This is a genomic window from Allomuricauda sp. XS_ASV26 (assembly GCF_041224615.1).
GTDB classification, from domain to species: domain Bacteria; phylum Bacteroidota; class Bacteroidia; order Flavobacteriales; family Flavobacteriaceae; genus Flagellimonas; species Flagellimonas alginolytica.
In genome coordinates, this window is sequence record NZ_JBGFGK010000031.1 from 99,104 (window position 1) to 117,281 (window position 18,178).

General features: G+C 41.9%; 16 protein-coding genes. 10 read left to right on the forward strand and 6 right to left on the reverse strand.

Features of this window, described 5'->3' with window-relative positions; translation table 11 throughout:
- Positions 1-39: 39 nt before the first annotated feature.
- The 3 genes from AB9K32_RS07940 to AB9K32_RS07950 all read right to left on the reverse strand — a co-directional run bounded on the left by AB9K32_RS07940 (position 40) and on the right by AB9K32_RS07950 (position 2,668).
- Positions 40-771 carry an energy transducer TonB gene (locus AB9K32_RS07940; protein ID WP_252078899.1) on the reverse strand — a complete coding sequence of 244 codons (732 nt, stop codon included), beginning with the start codon at positions 769-771 and terminating at the stop codon, positions 40-42.
- A 112-nt stretch (positions 772-883) separates the two neighbouring features.
- Positions 884-1,597, reverse strand: coding sequence for a DUF2490 domain-containing protein (locus AB9K32_RS07945; protein ID WP_369884877.1), 714 nt, complete (start codon positions 1,595-1,597; stop codon positions 884-886).
- 114 nt (positions 1,598-1,711) lie between these two features.
- On the reverse strand, positions 1,712-2,668 hold the full coding sequence (locus AB9K32_RS07950) for an ROK family protein (RefSeq protein WP_369884878.1): 957 nt from the start codon (positions 2,666-2,668) through the stop codon (positions 1,712-1,714).
- Positions 2,669-2,865: 197 nt separating this feature from the next.
- Between AB9K32_RS07950 and AB9K32_RS07955 the strand changes: the two genes are divergently transcribed.
- The 6 genes from AB9K32_RS07955 (at position 2,866) to AB9K32_RS07980 (ending at position 9,538) form a co-directional block, all read left to right on the forward strand.
- Positions 2,866-3,657: a universal stress protein gene (locus AB9K32_RS07955; protein ID WP_369884879.1), complete on the forward strand. Its 792-nt coding sequence runs from the start codon at positions 2,866-2,868 to the stop codon at positions 3,655-3,657.
- A 16-nt stretch (positions 3,658-3,673) separates the two neighbouring features.
- The gene (locus AB9K32_RS07960; RefSeq protein WP_369884880.1) at positions 3,674-5,509 is read left to right on the forward strand and encodes an SLC13 family permease; all 1,836 of its coding nucleotides are present in this window, start codon (positions 3,674-3,676) and stop codon (positions 5,507-5,509) included.
- 18 nt (positions 5,510-5,527) lie between these two features.
- Positions 5,528-7,144, forward strand: coding sequence for a phosphoenolpyruvate carboxykinase (ATP) (pckA, locus tag AB9K32_RS07965; RefSeq protein ID WP_224835541.1), 1,617 nt, complete (start codon positions 5,528-5,530; stop codon positions 7,142-7,144).
- A 19-nt stretch (positions 7,145-7,163) separates the two neighbouring features.
- Complete coding sequence (locus AB9K32_RS07970) at positions 7,164-8,480, forward strand: ATP-dependent 6-phosphofructokinase (RefSeq protein WP_369884881.1); 1,317 nt, start codon at positions 7,164-7,166, stop codon at positions 8,478-8,480.
- A gap of 84 nt (positions 8,481-8,564) precedes the next feature.
- Positions 8,565-8,864 (forward strand): HPF/RaiA family ribosome-associated protein, encoded by a 300-nt coding sequence (locus AB9K32_RS07975; protein ID WP_224835539.1) that lies wholly within the window; start codon positions 8,565-8,567, stop codon positions 8,862-8,864.
- A 47-nt stretch (positions 8,865-8,911) separates the two neighbouring features.
- On the forward strand, positions 8,912-9,538 hold the full coding sequence (locus AB9K32_RS07980) for a hypothetical protein (RefSeq protein ID WP_224835538.1): 627 nt from the start codon (positions 8,912-8,914) through the stop codon (positions 9,536-9,538).
- On the opposite strand, the gene AB9K32_RS07985 is transcribed toward AB9K32_RS07980, so the two are convergent.
- The 3 genes from AB9K32_RS07985 to AB9K32_RS07995 form a co-directional block, all read right to left on the reverse strand.
- Complete coding sequence (locus tag AB9K32_RS07985) at positions 9,535-9,684, reverse strand: hypothetical protein (RefSeq protein ID WP_224835537.1); 150 nt, start codon at positions 9,682-9,684, stop codon at positions 9,535-9,537. The genes AB9K32_RS07980 and AB9K32_RS07985 overlap by 4 nt on opposite strands.
- 105 nt (positions 9,685-9,789) lie before the next feature.
- Positions 9,790-11,181: a sugar porter family MFS transporter gene (locus tag AB9K32_RS07990; RefSeq protein WP_369884882.1), complete on the reverse strand. Its 1,392-nt coding sequence runs from the start codon at positions 11,179-11,181 to the stop codon at positions 9,790-9,792.
- 41 nt (positions 11,182-11,222) lie between these two features.
- Positions 11,223-12,446, reverse strand: coding sequence for a 3-deoxy-D-manno-octulosonic acid transferase (locus AB9K32_RS07995; RefSeq protein WP_369884883.1), 1,224 nt, complete (start codon positions 12,444-12,446; stop codon positions 11,223-11,225).
- Between the two features lie 90 nt (positions 12,447-12,536).
- Between AB9K32_RS07995 and AB9K32_RS08000 the strand changes: the two genes are divergently transcribed.
- From AB9K32_RS08000 to AB9K32_RS08015, 4 genes are all read left to right on the forward strand, one after another.
- Positions 12,537-13,691 carry a DegT/DnrJ/EryC1/StrS family aminotransferase gene (locus AB9K32_RS08000; protein ID WP_369884884.1) on the forward strand — a complete coding sequence of 385 codons (1,155 nt, stop codon included), beginning with the start codon at positions 12,537-12,539 and terminating at the stop codon, positions 13,689-13,691.
- A 1-nt stretch (position 13,692) separates the two neighbouring features.
- Complete coding sequence (gene galE, locus AB9K32_RS08005) at positions 13,693-14,712, forward strand: UDP-glucose 4-epimerase GalE (protein ID WP_369884885.1); 1,020 nt, start codon at positions 13,693-13,695, stop codon at positions 14,710-14,712.
- Between the two features lie 39 nt (positions 14,713-14,751).
- A complete protein-coding gene (locus AB9K32_RS08010; RefSeq protein WP_293296769.1) occupies positions 14,752-15,108 on the forward strand; it encodes a hypothetical protein in 357 nt (118 codons plus the stop codon).
- 265 nt (positions 15,109-15,373) lie between these two features.
- On the forward strand, positions 15,374-18,172 hold the full coding sequence (locus tag AB9K32_RS08015; protein WP_252078911.1) for a 2-oxoglutarate dehydrogenase E1 component: 2,799 nt from the start codon (positions 15,374-15,376) through the stop codon (positions 18,170-18,172).
- The last annotated feature ends 6 nt before the right edge of the window (positions 18,173-18,178 follow it).

Consider the following 18,178-nt stretch of genomic DNA (forward strand, 5'->3'; position numbering starts at 1 on the left):
ATTGACTTGGACCTTTTTGGAGAAATTGGATAATGTTCATTAATCGTTCTGCATTATAAAGTTTATGGGAATACTGTATTTAACACTTACGGTTTTTCCTCTTTGTTCCCCTGGTTTAACCCGTGGCAAGGAAGCTATGATCCGGGTAGCCTCTTTTTCCAATAATTTGTCCGGTCCCCTTTGTTGGATTTGACTGACCTTTCCTTTATTGTCTATTACAAACTGTACATAAACTCTACCGGTAATACCCATTTCCAAAGCAGAAGGCGGATAGGTAAAATTCTCCTTTATGTGCTCCTGTACCTTTTGGTTAAAGCATTCTTTGCGTTCCTCTTGGGTTTCGTAAATTTCACAACCCGGAAAAACTGGAACATATTCAATTACGGCAAAGGGAACTACGATTTCTTCCTCTACCTCTTCAACATCAACATCTTCTATCCTAACAACAGCGTCTTCAATAAAGGTTTCTTGGCTGCTCTCGGTACTGGTTATTACAGTTTCCTCTACCTCTTCCACATCCTCAACGATCTCGATAACATCGGGAGCAGATGGCGGTGGTGGTGGTGGGGCAGTTCTTAGTATTTCCGTGACGGGTACATCTTCCTTAAGTTCGTCTGTAACTTGTACAACTTCTGAAACTTTGGATTCCTCTTCATAGAACTTTACTTCGAAGGATTGCCATGTTAAAAACAAGACCGAAGTAAGTCCTATCATGAAATAAAGACTGCTATTGCGTCCTATTTCGGCGTTTGGGTTCTTTTTTGGTTTCATGACTTCTACTATTTAACTAGGTTAAAGGTAGACTTCTTCAAAATCAGAAAATATGATAAAAGTCAGGTTTGCGAATCGCTTGTAATCATTTGAACAGGAACGGGTTGTGTTCTTAGTTGGTCTTAAGCGCGAGATCGTTTTTGGTAAGGTCAATATTGAATGAAAGACTTAGCCGGATTATGTCTTCGTTACTTTTTTTAAATTTTCTATTAAAGTAGCCGATGTCCACTTTTATCTTAGGGGTCAATTGTTGCCCAAATCCTATAAATACCCTATTCTGATTAAAAGTTTCGCCCTTTATGTTTAAGAAAAGCTCGTTAAAGGCCTTAAAATAGATATCTTTATATATGGGCTTTACATATTGAAGGCGATATCGCACTCGATTGTTCACTTTTGGATCATCCACATTGATCAATCGTCTATTCTCCAGCCTGAACCTATGGGATATTTTTTGTGTATGGTATAAAGTATTCAGATTGTATTCCGCATATAACCATAGTTGATTGGTATTTTTTACATCGTCCGGTCCAAGGTAAGAGTTGGAATTGAGTAGGGCAAAACCACCGGTAATCGTGGAAGCTTTGCTCAATTTATAGGTAGCCCCGGTCCGGAAAAAGAAGAATCCATATTTATCCAACATATGGTGGTGCCGAACAATTCCCACTACCGGTACGCTCCATTCTTCATGAATTTTGGTATTGCCATAAAGCAATATCCAAGATCCGTAATCGTTTTCGCTGGAATTTTGGGCCTGAAGATCTTGGGTTAGTGAAACTGTGAATACTATGGAACAAAGCAATCTTAAACAATACCTTACGTATTCCATAATCAAGGTGTTTTGATTGTTGGAACACAAAGTTTTCCATTAAAATAAATGGAAAAGTATGACACTTGTCATAGATGGTGCTTTACCTTTAAGAAATGTATAGGATTTGGTGTTCTAATTGTTTTTTTCCCAGATCAGGGCCGCTGCACCACAAATGGCGGCGGTTTTTCCTTGCATACCGGAGTGCATAAGCTTTACTTTTCCTTTGTAAACATCTAAAAGAAAACCGTTGAAATATTTTTCCAAAGGCGTCATGATCCATTTGCCGCTATTGGTCAACCCTCCCATAAGGATAAAAGCTTCAGGTTGGGTAAAGGCAGTAAAATTGGCTAAGGCCTGTGCCATTATTCTAGCTGTATAATCAAAAGCCTTTAATGCAATTTCGTCACCTTCCTCGGCAGCCTTGGTAATATCCTCCCCATGCAGGTCGTTATAGGCAATGTTCCTAAACCTGCTCTCTACCATATATTTACTTTGCATGTACATAACGGTACGCTTTAGCCCAGTAGCGGATACATAGGCTTCGAGACCACCTTTTACCCCAAGTCCGGTTAACCTGCCATCGCCAATGGTCATATCTACATGGCCCAGCTCACCGGCAAAACCATCAAAACCATCTATAAGTTGACCATTGGCAACAATGCCGGCACCAAAACCGGTGCCAAGGGTTATCACAATAAAATCGGTCATATCTTTTGCGCCACCGAACAACATCTCTCCCAATGCGGCCGCACTGGCATCGTTCATAATACGTATGGGCATATCCATTCTTTGCTTTAACAGTTTTACAATGGGCACACTGCCTTTCCAAGCCAAGTTGCTTGCACTTTCTATGGTCCCGTTTTTACTGGAAGCGTTGGGCGCCCCGATTCCACAACCGATGATATTGGCATCTTCCCCGAATTGTTCCACAAGTTGATCACAAGTGGATTTTATCTTATCCAAATAAGAATCCAAATTTGGATATTCCTTGGTTCTGAAAAAGGTTTTTTCGTAGCATTCACCATATTTATCGACCAAGCCGATTTTGGTTTTGGTGCCTCCTATATCAATTCCTATCACTAAATCCATCGTGTAAATCCAATTAGTTTGTTTGGTTTTAAAGATAAATATAATGGTGTCAATATAATAACATACTATGTTTAACTCTATGTGTATTTTTTGCTAATATCAAGGAAAAAATAGAAATCCTGACTTCTGTCATGTTTTACTTCAGTGGTCGATTCTACTTTTGAACAGAGAATTAAAACCAATAAAAATACAGAGGTATGAGCAGTTTAAATAAAATATTGATCCCTTTTGATTTTTCCGAGGCATCCGTAAATGCTTTGGAATACGTGGTCAACTTTGTAGGACTTGATCGTTCCATTGGGATCATGGGACTTTATGTGGGTGCTATGCCCATTACAGAGGCCGATAGCGACAAGTTGGGGAGCGATTTTGTAAAACTATTGGATTCGTTCAATGTGAGGCTTAAAGTGGCCCCGGAATTTATTACAAAAACCGGAAGTGTAGTAAAAACCATTTTGGCCACGCAAGAAGAAAGCGGCGCAGATTTGATCATGATGGGCACAATGGGCGATAAAATTACGGATGAAGCCATAACCAATACATCCAAGCTTGTTTTGGATGCGAACTGCCCCGTAATATCCGTGCCCTACGGAACCAGTATCAAAGAGCCAAAATCAATCGCCTTGGTTTTGGGAGGAGAAAAAATTGATGACAAGTCGGTTTTGGAGACCCTACTCGAGATTGCAAGATTTTTTAATGCCAAGGTACATGTATTGACAATTTACAAGGATTCCGTGTATGACGAGGAGGCGGTCAAAGAATCTAACGAAAACCTGTTGGAATATTACTTGGAACATTTTTATGAAGAGCATTCATTTAGTAAAAATCAAGACGTGGAACAAGGAATCTTGGATTACATCAACGAGAAAAATATTGACCTATTGACCATATTGCCACGAAATCACACCGAAAAAAGTACCCCTTCCGAAGGTAGGTTAACAAAACTGTTGACCCTTCATTCGGAGATACCGGTACTGACTTTGGATTAACCCTACACCTTTGAGCATGCTGCCACTGCTATTAATTTTAGGAATTACCATTTTACTGTTTATATGGGGGAAATTTCCTCCCGATGTTGTTGCACTAATGGCCATGTTGGCACTTTATCTCACAGGAATTTTGGACCTGGGTGAGACATTGACCGGATTTAGCAACCCGACCGTAATTATGATTGCGGCCCTTTTTATAATTGGTGAAGGGCTGTCCAGAACCGGTTGGACCGCCATGGCCGGACAGTTTTTTGTGAAGTGGGCAAGGCGGAACATCTCCCGCTTACTGGTAATAGTAACTCTAGGCTCCAGTTTGTTGTCCGGTTTTGTAAGTAATACAGGAACGGTTGCCGCATTGCTCCCGGTAAGTGTAACTGCAGCTTGGAATGCCGGGACCTTACCCTCTAAACTATTGATCCCTGTCGCATTCGGCTCCAATACGGGCGGATTACTGACGTTAACGGGTACGCCTCCCAACATTATAGTGAGCAATGCCTTGGTGGAAAATGGATTTACCGGATTTTCGTTCTTTGAATTTGGTTTGATAGGAGTGCCCTTACTTATTATTTCGGTGCTATATTTTAGGTACATCGGGTACAGGTTGCTTCCGTCCCATAGAACCAAAAATAAGCCCATGGCCATTGATCAAGAGATGCATAAATGGATCGAAAATTATAGCATTGGGGATAACTTGTATCGACTTAGGATCCGATCAATGTCGCAATTGATCAACACAAAAATAGGGGATTGGAACTTTGAAGAGGAGCACAAGGTTTCCGTAATGCGTTTAAAACGAAGACATCCCAATAAATTGCAGAGAATACCGCAATTTGTGGAGATGCCCGGACTGGACACGGAAATGCGGTATCACGATATAATCACCGTAAAAGGAGAGCCAGAGGATGTGGACAAACTCGTCCTAAAGTTTCACTTGGGCGTAATACCTACCAAGCCCGAAACCGATATGCTCAAAAAGGAACTGATCAACCAAGAAGTGGGTATGGCGGAAATGATCATTACACCTAAATCGGTATTTGTAGGGAAGACCATTAATCTGGGGCATTATTTGCGCCAGGCAGGAGTACAACTACTGGCGGTTTCTAGGGATAATGCCCCATTGACCGGCAAAATTAAAATTAAAGCGGGGGATGCGTTCGTTATTCGTGGACAGTGGGAAAACATAATATCCCTAAAATCCATGTACGAGAACCTGGTAATATCCGGAAGCCCCGAAGCACTGGCCAAAAATGTGGACCAGCTCACTACAAGGAGCTATATTGCTATGGGGACCTTGGTCCTGATGATTCTCCTTTTGGTGTTTAAAATATTGCCAGGAGCCATAGCAGCACTGATTTGTGCCGGAATTATGATGCTGACCGGATGTGTGCCCATTTCCAAAGCGTACAAAGGGATCAGCTGGACCAGCGTAGTGATGATAGCAGCAATGATTCCCATGGGATTGGCACTGCAAAAAACTGGGGTTGCGCAATTGGCCGCCAATAGTTTGGTGAACACATTGGGGAGCATACACCCAGTGGCCTTATTGGCAGGTATTTTTCTATTGACTGCGGCTTTTAGCCAAACCATAAACAACTCAGCGACCGCAGTTTTAATGGCTCCGATAGCCATAATGGCGTCGATGACATTAGGGGTTTCCCCAAAACCATTTATGATCGCAGTGGCCGTGAGCGCATCTACCGCATTTTTGACGCCCGTGGGTACCACTACGAATGCAATGGTAATGGCGGCAGGCGGATATAAATTTATGGATTACGTAAAAGTAGGAGGCCCTTTGCTACTATTTTTCTTTATCGCAACACTAATATTGGTTCCATGGATATGGAACTTCTAACAATTAAATACAGCAGATATGAGCACAACAAAAGACCTAAGTAAGTATGGATTAAAAAACGTCCGGGCACAATGGAACCTCGACGCCGAAACTTTACAGAAGATCACAGTAGAAAAAAACATGGGAGTAGAGACCGATAATGGAACTCTCTGTGTAAATACTGGCAAGTTTACCGGTCGTTCGCCCAAAGATCGTTTTTTGGTTAAGGACGATTATACCAAGGACAAAATTTGGTGGGGACGGATCAACAAGCCTATTTCTCCGGAAAATTTCGACAAGTTATACGATGAGGTGACCAATTATCTCGAAGGAAAAGAAGTTTATGTGCGGGATGCAGCCGTTTGTGCCGATCCAAAATATAAAATGAATGTAAGAACGGTAACGGAATATCCGTGGTCCAACTACTTCATCAAAAATATGTTCTTAAGGCTGGACGAAAGTGAATTGGATAATTTTGAGGAAGAATGGTTGGTACTTTGCGCCCCAGGTTATGAAGCTTCAAACCCTAAAGACTTTGGGATCATCAGTGGAAACTTCTCCATTTTGAACTTTACCAGAAAAATTGCCTTGGTGGCCGGTTCCGCGTATACGGGCGAAATGAAAAAAGGGATATTCTCTGCACTGAACCTTATTCTTCCGACCGAAAAAGAGGTGCTCCCTATGCACTGTTCCGCTAATGTGGGAGAAGGTGGGGATACCGCGATTTTCTTTGGACTGTCCGGAACGGGAAAAACCACCTTGTCCGCTGATCCAGACCGGAAATTGATCGGTGACGATGAGCATGGTTGGACAAAGGAAAATACAATCTTCAATTTTGAAGGAGGGTGCTATGCCAAAGTAATCGACCTTACCGAAGAAAAAGAGCCGGATATTTACAGGGCCATCCGCCCAGGGGCGCTTTTGGAAAATGTGGTCTTTAAAGAGGGTACCAAAGAAGTTGACTTTTTTGATAGCAGCATCACGCAGAACACTAGGGTAAGCTATCCTATTGATCATATAGACAATATCCAAACACCATCATACGCGTCCAACCCTACAAATATCTTTTTCTTAACTTGTGATGCGTTCGGGGTATTGCCTCCGGTATCCAAACTGACCCCAGGTCAGGCTGCATACCACTTTATTTCTGGATATACCGCTAAAGTAGCCGGGACCGAAGCAGGTATTACAGAGCCGGTACCATCGTTCTCCGCATGTTTTGGAGAGCCGTTTATGCCACTTCACCCTGCCGTTTATGCAGAAATGCTGAGCAATAAAATGAAGGAAGCCGGTGTAAATGTTTGGTTGATAAACACAGGATGGAGCGGTGGACCTTACGGGGTAGGGTCTAGGATAAAATTAAAGTACACAAGAGCCATGATCTCTGCCATACTTGAAGGTAAATTGGATGATGTGGAGTTTGATACCCATCCAATTTTTGGATTGAACATGCCCAAGTATTGTCCAGGGGTTCCGACCGAGATTTTGGATCCAATGAACACTTGGTTGCAAAAAGGAGCATATGTGAGCAAGGCGATACAATTGGCACATTCGTTCCATATCAATTTCGATAAATTTGCCAGTGAGGCATCCGAAGAAATTTTAAATGGAGGGCCACTGATCGACTCTCACCACAGTTTGGGAGAGCATTTATAGGACCATGAAATTTTAACTAGTGGACAATACTGATAGATTTAACATAGAAAATTTAGGGGCGCCCCAATATAGGTCGCCCCTAAAACTTAGTACCGTAGAAGGAGACCAAATATTCAATTTTGTAAGCGAATCGAATAGGTTGGTCTTTGACCTGTCCATGGAACATTACAACCAATGTTTGACCGATGGCGTGCAGCCGGTTTGTTTGGAAAAGGCCGGACCCAGACAAGACATTTTTTTCGATGCCGAAAACGCCACAGCAGCCATTGTAACCTGTGGTGGGTTGTGCCCGGGGATAAACAACGTGATCCGGGGATTGGTTATGGCCCTACATTATTTTTATGGGGTGAAAAAAATTCTGGGCGTGCCGTATGGGTACGAAGGCCTAAATCCCGAAAAAGGACATAAGCTCACGGAATTGACCCCGGATAAGGTTAAGGACATCCATCAATTTGGGGGTACATTTTTAGGTTCATCTAGGGGTGGGCAAGACGTTTCCGTTATGGTGGACACCTTGGAGGCCAACCAAATAGATATGCTCTTTGCCATTGGGGGAGACGGTACCCTGAAAGGTGTAAACGCGCTGGGCGAGGAAATCTCCAAAAGAAACGCTAAAATAAGCGTGGTCGGGATTCCCAAGACCATAGACAATGATATAGACCTTATCGACGAATCTTTTGGTTTTGAAACCGCTTTTGATGTGGCCAGTCCCATTTTACGAGATGCCCACAACGAAGCAACCGGGGCCTATAACGGAATATCCATTATTAAATTAATGGGAAGGGATAGTGGTTTTATTGCTGCTTCGGCAGCCTTGGCCATGCCCGTGGTAAACTTTGTACTGGTGCCAGAAATGGATTTTAAACTCGATGGTGAGGGAGGTTTCCTCAAAGTTTTGGAAAAACGCTTGCAGAAAAAAAAGCACGCTGTAATTGTTGTCGCCGAAGGAGCCGGGCAACAGCTCTTTAAGGAGAGGACCATTGTAAAGGATGCCTCTGGAAACATACAGCATGAGGATATCGGTGTTTTCCTAAAAGAAAAAATTACAGAGTATTTTAAAGATAAAATCCCGGTTACCATAAAATACATAGACCCAAGTTATATTGTTCGGTGTGCACCGGCCAACTCCAGCGATAGCGTTTTTTGCAGTCGATTGGCCTACCATGCAGTACATGGCGCAATGGCCGGTAAAACCAAGTTTGTTGCCAGTAGGGTAAATAACAATTATGTTTACGTGCCCATATCCGAAGTAACCAAGAAAAGAAAAAAGATAGACTTGGAAGGTGAGTTCTGGTTTTCCGTACTACAAAGTACCGGACAACCTTTTTCTATGTGATAAATTGATGGTTCTTAAACTGACAATTGTCATTAAATTTTATGCATAGTAATACTAGATTTGAATATAATCAAAACAATAATCATGGAAGTACATGTTCAATATCAAAAAATGATGACTAGTGAATCATTGACCGAATTGTTAATGAAAAAACTAGAGAGTTTGGAAAATAAATATAACTGGTTGATCAAGGCCAACGTACTTTTTAAAACAGAGAACGATAAATCCGGAGAGGGTAAAATTTGTGAAATTGAACTGAGTGCCCCAGGCCCTAGAATTTTTGCCAAATCGGATACCGATGATTTTGAAAAGTCCATGTCCAAGACAATCGAGGATTTAAGAAGGCAACTTGAGAAAAGACAAGCTACGTTTTCTACCCATTAATTTAACAGAGAGATCAATACTGTGCGTTAATCCATAAATCCAATATGATGAAATTAAAAATCGTAGTCATAAGCATGTTGCTCCTTTTGGGATGCTCCTCTACCAGGTTGGTCTCGACCTGGAAAAATCCCGATATAGTATTATTTGATGCGTACCAGGTGCTCGTTGTGGGGATGATACAGGACGACAGTGCCCGAATGGAGTACGAAACCAAGTTTGTGGAGGTGCTCAAAGAAAAAGGAGTGGACGCCGTGCGCAGTATTGATCTTTTTGATGTAGAGTTTACATCTGTCAAAAGAACCGAAAAGGAATTGGAAGAGGTGGAACAACAATTGTTGGACAAAGGATTCGATGCCATTTTGGTGAGCAAAGTGGTGGGTACCGAAAATAGAAGAACATTTAAAGAGCATATTAACGATGTGGACAAAATGTTCATGAGGTTTACCAATGATTATCTGGAACACCAAGAAATATATTATGATCCCGAATATTACGAGACATTCAACATTTATCATTCGGAGACATCGCTCTACTGTATCTGTGTAGGAAAGGAAATAGAGTTGATTTGGAGGGGAGAAGTGGATGTAACCGAGCCTGCCAACGTCAACAAAGCCATAGATACCTACATAAAAGTGGTTACAAAATCAATGGGAGAACACGATGTAATTTTTTAGGAAGATAGACCGATTGCTTCCAGTACGCCCAGCATATCCAAAAGAATCAAAACGGGAATGGATATTAATATCACGATCAAAACAAAAACCATGATTCGCAAAAAGCCCACCATGAGTTTGTTCCCTATGCTAATTTCATTTGCCATAATAGTGTAATTTCCTTCAATTTACGGAAATATTTGCGCATTTACTATAGATGTTGGTGCACTATTCGACTAACGGACAGCTTTTTAGTATATACTGTTAACCGATCAATCCGTCTCTTTTTGTTTTTTACTGAGCAGTTTGGCCAAATCCTCCAGCGTTATCCCTTTGGTTTCCGGCATCATAAAAATTACCCATAATAATTGCAGGACCATCATAAAGGCGAAGAAGATAAAGATCGGCCACGGGTTTTCTTTAAAAATACCTATTTCTGCATCCAAAAAAGTAGGGGTGAGCAAAGTGATCAATGCCGCAAAAACCCAATGGGTACTCGTACCCCAGGACTGTCCGTAGGAACGGACCTTATTGGGAAAAATCTCCGAGATAAATACCCATACCACCGCACCCTGACCAACAGCATGAGAAGCAATAAACACCAAGATAAAAGTAAGCAGCAATACCGAACTTGCTCCGGAATAAAAACACCAGCCAACCATGGCCAAACTTATAATATAGCCAATGGAACCTATATACATGAGTTGCTTTCTGCCGAGTTTATCGATCAAAGAAATACCCACAAAAGTGAAAATCAAATTGATCACCCCAATGGAAATGGAACTAAAGAGTGACTCGCCGGAAGCCAATCCGGCACGCTCCAATATTTCGGGGGCGTAATACAAAACAAAATTGATGCCCGAGAGTTGATTAAAAAATGCAATCAAAAAAGCCAATACCAGGGGACGGTTGTATTTTCCCGAGAATAAACTGTCGCTCTTTTTTTCCTTGGCCTCGTATATGGCGATTTTTATCTCTTCCAAATATACGGTTGCCTTTTCCTGGGCTGTTCCCAAAAGAACAATGGACTCTTTAACAATGGCATCACTACGGTTTTTAAGCAACAGCCATCGTGGACTATTGGGTATGTTGAACACCATAAGGGTATAGATAAGGGCAGGAAGTCCTTCTATGCCTAACATCCAGCGCCAGGCAATATTCTCGTCAAAGAATATTCCGATCAGATAGTTGGAGATAAAAGCGACCAAAATGCCAAAAACAATATTAAATTGGTACATGGCCGTTAATCTGCCCCTGGTCTGGGGAGTAGAAATTTCCGAAATATAAACTGGAGCGGCCACGGAAGAGGCGCCAACCCCAATGCCACCAATAAACCTAAAAACCGAAAAAGTGTAAGCTTCTGGAGCAAATGCAGAGCCAATAGCCGAAACAAAGTAGAGAACGCCGATCCAGAACAAGGTTTTCTTGCGACCCAAAAGATCCGTGGGCAACCCTCCAAAAAGTGCACCCAATACCGTTCCCCAAAGCGCCATGGACATGATAAATATACCGTGGAAGGTAAAAATGGAATCTCCCAAGAACCAATTGGTGTCCCAAATTTCTTTAATGGGTTGGTTGGCACCGGAAATAACAACAGTATCAAAACCAAACAAAAATCCAGCGAGGGCCGCGGTCAATGAAATTCTAAAAATACGCTTGTCCATGGAGAATGACTTTCGCTAAAGCTAACCAAAATTTAAATATTCTAAAGTTGCTCCATAATCAAATCGGTGGCGCCCTTGTTGGATTTTATGTAATCGGAGTTGATGGCACCTATGCTTTTTATGGTATTTGGGTCGTTGATCAGATCATCCATCAAACTAAAAAAACTGTTTTTGTCGGCAATCGGAACAATGCCTCCTGCAAAAACAAGATCTTCTGCTTCTTTGAACCCCTTATATCGTGGTCCGATTATTATGGGCACGCCAAAAACAGCAGGCTCCATGGTGTTGTGCAATCCTGTGGCAAAGCCACCCCCTACATAGGCAATATTGGCGTAGCTGTAAATTTTGGTCAATAAGCCGATTGTGTCCACGATAAGCACATCGAACTCCGTTAGATCTGTATTCCCCAATTCCGAGTAAAGCACAGTTTTTTTGGTAAGGGCGGAGATGATTTTGTCCACATGTGGTTTTTTTATTTCGTGTGGTGCAACCACAAATTTTACTTGCCCCTGTGTCTCGTTAATGTATTCGATCAGGATTTCCTCATCTTCGGGCCATGTGCTACCGGCCACTACGCATAATTCGTTCGCCTTAAAGCGATCCATAAAACCCAGCCGATTGTCCCGCTTCAAAATTTCCGAAACCCGATCCAATCGCGTGTCACCACTAATGGTTGAATTTGGAAAGCCAATGGCGGTCAATAGTTTTTTTGAATTCTCATCCTGCACAAAAAAGTGTTCGAACTTGCCCAAACTTTTCCGCATAAACCCACCGTAGGGTTTAAAATAGATCTGTCGTTTGGAAAAGATCGCCGAAATCAAATGAACAGGAATGTTTTTGTTGTGTAAATGGAACAGGTAATTGGGCCATACTTCATACTTTACAAAAATGGCAAATTCTGGATGAATTAGGTTCAGGAATCGTTTTGCATTGGCATTGGTGTCCATTGGTAAATAAACAACCACATCGGCAACTGTTGTATTTTTCTTTATTTCATATCCGGAAGGGGAAAAAAAAGTGAGGACAATTTGGTGCTCGGGATATTTTGTTCTCAATTTTTCCAAAATCGGCAACCCTTGTTCAAATTCGCCAAGGGAGGCAACGTGCATCCAGATAGATTTTTTTTTAAAGTCAAGACACTTCTCCATAATGGAAAAGGTCTTTTTTCTGCCCTGTACAAATAATTTGATCTTTTTATTAAAAAGGGCGATCGGTTGAAGAACAAGCCAAGTTGTATACACCAGAATGTTGTAAAAGAAACGCAAAGGCACCATTTTTTGCTAAAATACATTCTTTCGCTTAGGTAGCATTATGGCATCTTAATTTCTTAATTTTGACATATCAATTTACGTAGGATGAAAAAAATTCAAATGGTTGACCTAAAAGGTCAATATGAAGGTATAAAGACCGAGGTCAACGAAGCCATAGCAGAAATCTTGGAATCCTCTGCATTTATAAACGGACCCCATGTGCAGGCTTTCCAGAGCGAGTTGGAAGAGTATTTGGGGGTTAGGCACGTAATCCCATGTGCCAACGGAACAGATGCGCTTCAAATATGTATGATGGGTCTTGGGTTAGAGCCAGGCGATGAGGTGATTACCGCGGATTTTACTTTTGCGGCCACAGTGGAGGTAATCGGGTTGTTGCAATTGACTCCTGTTTTGGTAGATGTTGATTTGGATACCTTCAACATAAATATTGGGGCCATTGAAAAAGCCATAACTCCAAAAACCAAAGCCATAGTGCCTGTGCATTTGTTCGGTCAATGTGCCAATATGGACGAAATTATGGAGTTGGCCCAAAAACATAATTTGTATGTAATAGAAGATAATGCGCAAGCAATCGGAGGTTCATATTATTCTAAGGATGGCTCCAAACAAAAAGCAGGGACCATTGGGCATGTTGGGGCAACTTCTTTCTTCCCTTCAAAAAACTTGGGCTGTTATGGCGACGGTGGGGCTATTTTTACCAACAACGATGAACTGGCACATATCATTCGAGGTATTGTGAACCATGGAATGTACAAACGGTATTACCACGATGTGGTCGGGGTAAATTCAAGACTGGATTCCATACAGGCGGCAGTTTTAAGGGCCAAACTGCCTAAATTGGATCATTACAACCAAAAGCGCTGGGAGGCAGCAGCAAAATACTCCAAGGCATTCGCAGGACAGGAACACATAGTGGTTCCAAAAATTTCGTGCGGCTGTGAAATCCAAAAAAGTGTATGCGATTGCCATGTGTTCCATCAGTACACGTTGCGGATAACCAATGGCAAACGAGATGGTCTGGTACAACATTTAAACGATAACAGCGTTCCATGTGGTGTATATTACCCAGTTCCACTACATAGGCAAAAAGCCTATCTGGATGAGCGATATAAGGAAAACGATTTCCCTGTAACCAATCAATTGGTGAACGAGGTGATTTCCCTTCCTATGCATACCGAACTGGATGATGAGCAAATTGATTTTATTGCCAAATTGGTCATTGACTTCGTAAATACATAAAATGAAAATACTTGTGACCGGTGGTTTGGGATTTATTGGTTCCCACACCGTAGTGGAATTACAAAATGAAGGGTTTGAAGTGGTTGTTGTGGACAATCTTTCCAATTCATCGTTGGATGTTTTGGACGGTATTGAGGCCATCACCGACAAACGTCCCATTTTTGAAGAATTCGATCTTCGCGAAAAACCAAAAGTGGAATCCTTCTTTCAAAAATATCAGGATGTTGCAGGTGTAATACATTTTGCAGCATCCAAAGCAGTAGGAGAGAGCGTGGAAAAACCCTTGTTGTATTACGAGAACAATCTTGGGGTCTTGGTCTACATACTTCAAGAATTAAAGAAAAAGCAGCGTGCCAATTTTATATTTAGCAGCTCGTGCACCGTTTACGGTCAGGCAGACCAAATGCCAATAACCGAAGCGGCCCCGGTAAAACCAGCCGAATCACCATACGGCAATACAAAACAGGTAGGGGAGGAAATCATTAAAGATAGTTGTAAGGTCAATCCGCAGTTAAAAGCTATTGCATTGCGGTACTTTAACCCGATCGGAGCCCATCCGTCCGGTAAAATAGGGGAGCTGCCCATAGGAGTACCTCAAAATTTAGTGCCTTTTATTACACAGACCGGTATGGGGCTGCGAGAACAACTTTCTGTATTTGGAGACGACTATCCTACGGAAGACGGAACCTGTATAAGGGATTATATCCATGTAGTGGACTTGGCAAAGGCCCACGTAGCTGCATTGCAACGTTTGTTAAAGGATAAAAACGAAGCTAACTATGAAGTTTTTAATTTAGGTACTGGCAAAGGAAGTTCGGTTTTGGAAGTTATCCGGAGCTTTGAACGAGTTTCCGGACAAAAATTAAATTATAAGATAGTGGATAGACGTCCTGGCGATGTTGTCCAAGCATATGCGGATACTACAAAAGCAAATAAAGTTTTGGGTTGGAAAGCCATATCCACTCTGGATGAAGCTATGGAATCTGCATGGAAATGGGAAAAAAACGTTAGAAGTAGGTAAACGGAAATCCCAAAGCATAATTTTTCACGTACATCATGTATGTTCCCTAAATACAATAACAGTTTAGAGTTGCTGGAAGGTGTTCGTAAAGAAGACCTGTACCCGAAATTGTTGCAACAGCTAAAAAAGGATTTTGATTTGGCCAATGTACCAATCAATATTCCCGTGGATATAACCCCAAAAGAGCTCAAGAGTACCATACATGAAAAGGTGTATTACCTGATCGTCGAAAAATTTCCCGACTATCTCAATTTGTTGTATGTAGTGGATATACCAGAAAACCAAGTCAAGAATATAGATGCAACCGATGCGGTCGATATCTCTGCTGAGGTATCTTTTTTATTGTTGAAGAGGGAGTGGCAAAAGGTTTGGTACAAGACCAAGTACAGTAGTTGATCTTCAAAAATCGTAAATCCCATCGAAACAAGAGTGCAATTTTAAGTTGACGCAATTTTTTCCGACCTAACCAATGGTTCAGTATATATTATTTTCAGTTTCGGTACGTAAATCTTTCTAAAAATTTCATTTTTATCGCTATCATGACCAATCTGTAATATAGTTGTAAATTTGAATAAGAAATTAAATGGATTGCAAGCATATAAATGCTAAAACCCGTATTTTTGACTAAAATTTTCCATAAATATTTGGAGAAACATAAGGAATGGACAAATATTCTTTTTTAAACGCTGCGCATACTTCATTTTTTGCGGAGCAATACGATAGATATCTAACGAATCCCGATAGTGTAGAGCCCAGTTGGAGGGCTTTTTTTCAAGGATTTGATTTTGGTTTGGAAAACGCCGCCGAAGATTTGGGGGTGGAATCCGAAAAAGGTGGAATGGTCGTGCTTGCCAATGGAAGGAAAGTCGAGATGCCCGAAACCTTGCAAAAGGAGTTCCAGGTTATTCGCTTGATCGATGGTTATCGCTCTCGCGGACATCTTTTTACCAAAACAAACCCGGTAAGGGAAAGAAGAAAATATGAGCCAACTTTGGAATTGTCCAATTTTGGACTTTCACAGGAAGACTTGGGTACCGTTTTCGATGCCGGAAAAATTTTGGGCATAGGGCCATCGTCTCTAAAGAACATAATTGCCCATTTGGAGAGCATTTATTGCGATGCGATCGGTGTGGAGTATATGTACATCCGAACCCCGGAACGTATTCAATGGATTCAGGATTGGTTGAACAAGAACGACAATCACCCCAATTTTACACCAGAAGAAAAGAAAAACATACTTAGAAAACTCAACGAGGCAGTTTCTTTCGAAAGCTTTTTGCACACCAAGTATGTTGGGCAGAAACGGTTTTCGCTGGAAGGTGGAGAATCTTTGATCCCCGCTTTGGACGTAATCGTGGAAAAAGCTGCAGACCAGGGCGTAAAACAGTTTGTCGTAGGCATGGCCCATAGAGGGCGCTTGAACGTATTGACCAACATTTTCGGAAAATCACCCAAAGATATCTTCAGCGAATTCGACGGTAAGGACTACGAAGAAACCATATTCGATGGCGACGTAAAGTATCACTTGGGTTGGACCTCTACGCGAGAAACCGATTCAGGGAAAATAGTGAACATGAACATTGCCCCGAACCCATCACATTTGGAAACCGTTAACTCCATCGTGGAGGGAATCTCAAGGGCAAAACAAGACCGTGACCACGGAGATAATATATCTGAAGTATTACCGATTTTAATTCACGGAGATGCCGCATTCGCTGGACAGGGCGTCGTGTACGAAGTAATCCAAATGGCGCGGTTGGACGGTTATACCACAGGAGGTACCATCCACATTGTAGTGAACAACCAGATCGGGTTTACCACCAATTATTTGGATGCAAGGTCCTCTACCTACTGTACCGATGTGGGTAAAGTGACCCTGTCGCCCGTACTGCATGTAAATGCCGATGATGCCGAAGCGGTAGTGCATGCCACAACATTTGCCCTAGAGTATAGAATGCGTTACAAACGCGATATTTTCTTGGATTTATTGGGGTACAGAAAATATGGGCACAACGAAGGCGACGAACCCAAATTTACCCAGCCCTTATTGTACAAATCCATTTCCAAACACGATAATCCTAGAGATATCTATGCTGCTAAATTGATAGCGGAGGGTATCATCGACGAGAATTATGTGAAGGATTTAGAGGAGAAATATAAAAACGATCTCGAAGAAGATCTTTTGGACTCCCGTAAAATTGAAAAAACCAGGATAACACCTTTTATGCAAGATGAGTGGGAAGGCTTTGAGCAAGTTACCGAAGAGGTAATGCTAAAACCTATGGATACCACTTATGATCTTAAAAAGATGGATCAGATTGCACAGAGCATCACAAAGCTTCCAGAAGATAAAAAGTTCCTAAGGAAATTGGTTCGACTGGTAGAAGGTCGTCATAAAATGTATTTTGAGGACAACAAACTCGATTGGGCCATGGGCGAACTATTGGCCTATGGATCATTACTGGAAGAAGGGTACGATGTAAGGATGACAGGTCAGGATGTCGAGAGGGGAACTTTCTCCCATAGGCATGCTGTCATCAAAACAGAAATGCACGAGGAGGAAGTAGTCTTGCTGAACGAAATGGGCGAAAACCAAAACGGAAAGTTCCATATCTATAATTCATTGCTATCGGAATACGCCGTGATGGGGTTCGATTATGGTTACGCCATGGCAAGTCCAAAAACGTTGACCATTTGGGAAGCCCAGTTTGGAGACTTCAGTAATGGGGCCCAAATCATTATTGATCAATATTTGTCATCCGCAGAAGATAAATGGAAGTTGCAGAATGGATTGGTACTGTTGTTACCGCACGGTTACGAAGGACAAGGTGCCGAGCACTCGTCTGCCCGTATGGAAAGATACCTGCAATTGTGTGCCAAGGACAACATGTTCGTGGCGGATGTAACCACACCCGCCAACCTGTTCCACTTGTTCCGTAGACAAATGAAAGCCAATTTCCGCAAACCTTTGGTGGTATTTACCCCAAAGAGCTTGCTAAGACATCCAAAAGTAATGTCCACCAAAGAAGAAATGGCCAACGGAAGTTTTCAAATGGTCATTGATGATGCCGAAGCAAAAGCGGCCAAAGTAAAAAGCTTGGTATTTTGTACCGGTAAATTTTACTATGATCTTTTGGAGAAAAAAGAGGAACTTGGTCGAGATGATGTAGCTTTGGTAAGGGTGGAACAATTGTTCCCGTTGCCGGCGAAGCAAATGCGGGCCATAATCAAAAAGTACAAGAACGCCGACGATATTGTTTGGGCACAGGAAGAGCCAAGAAATATGGGTGCATGGAGCCATATGTTAATGCATTTGGACGAGGCCAAACAATTTAGGGTGGCATCACGTAGGTTTTACGGTGCGCCGGCAGCAGGTAGTGCAGTTCGTTCCAAGAGACGACATGCCCAAGTATTGGACTATGTGTTCGATAAGAGTAAGGACAATATGTTAATAAGATAATTCAAG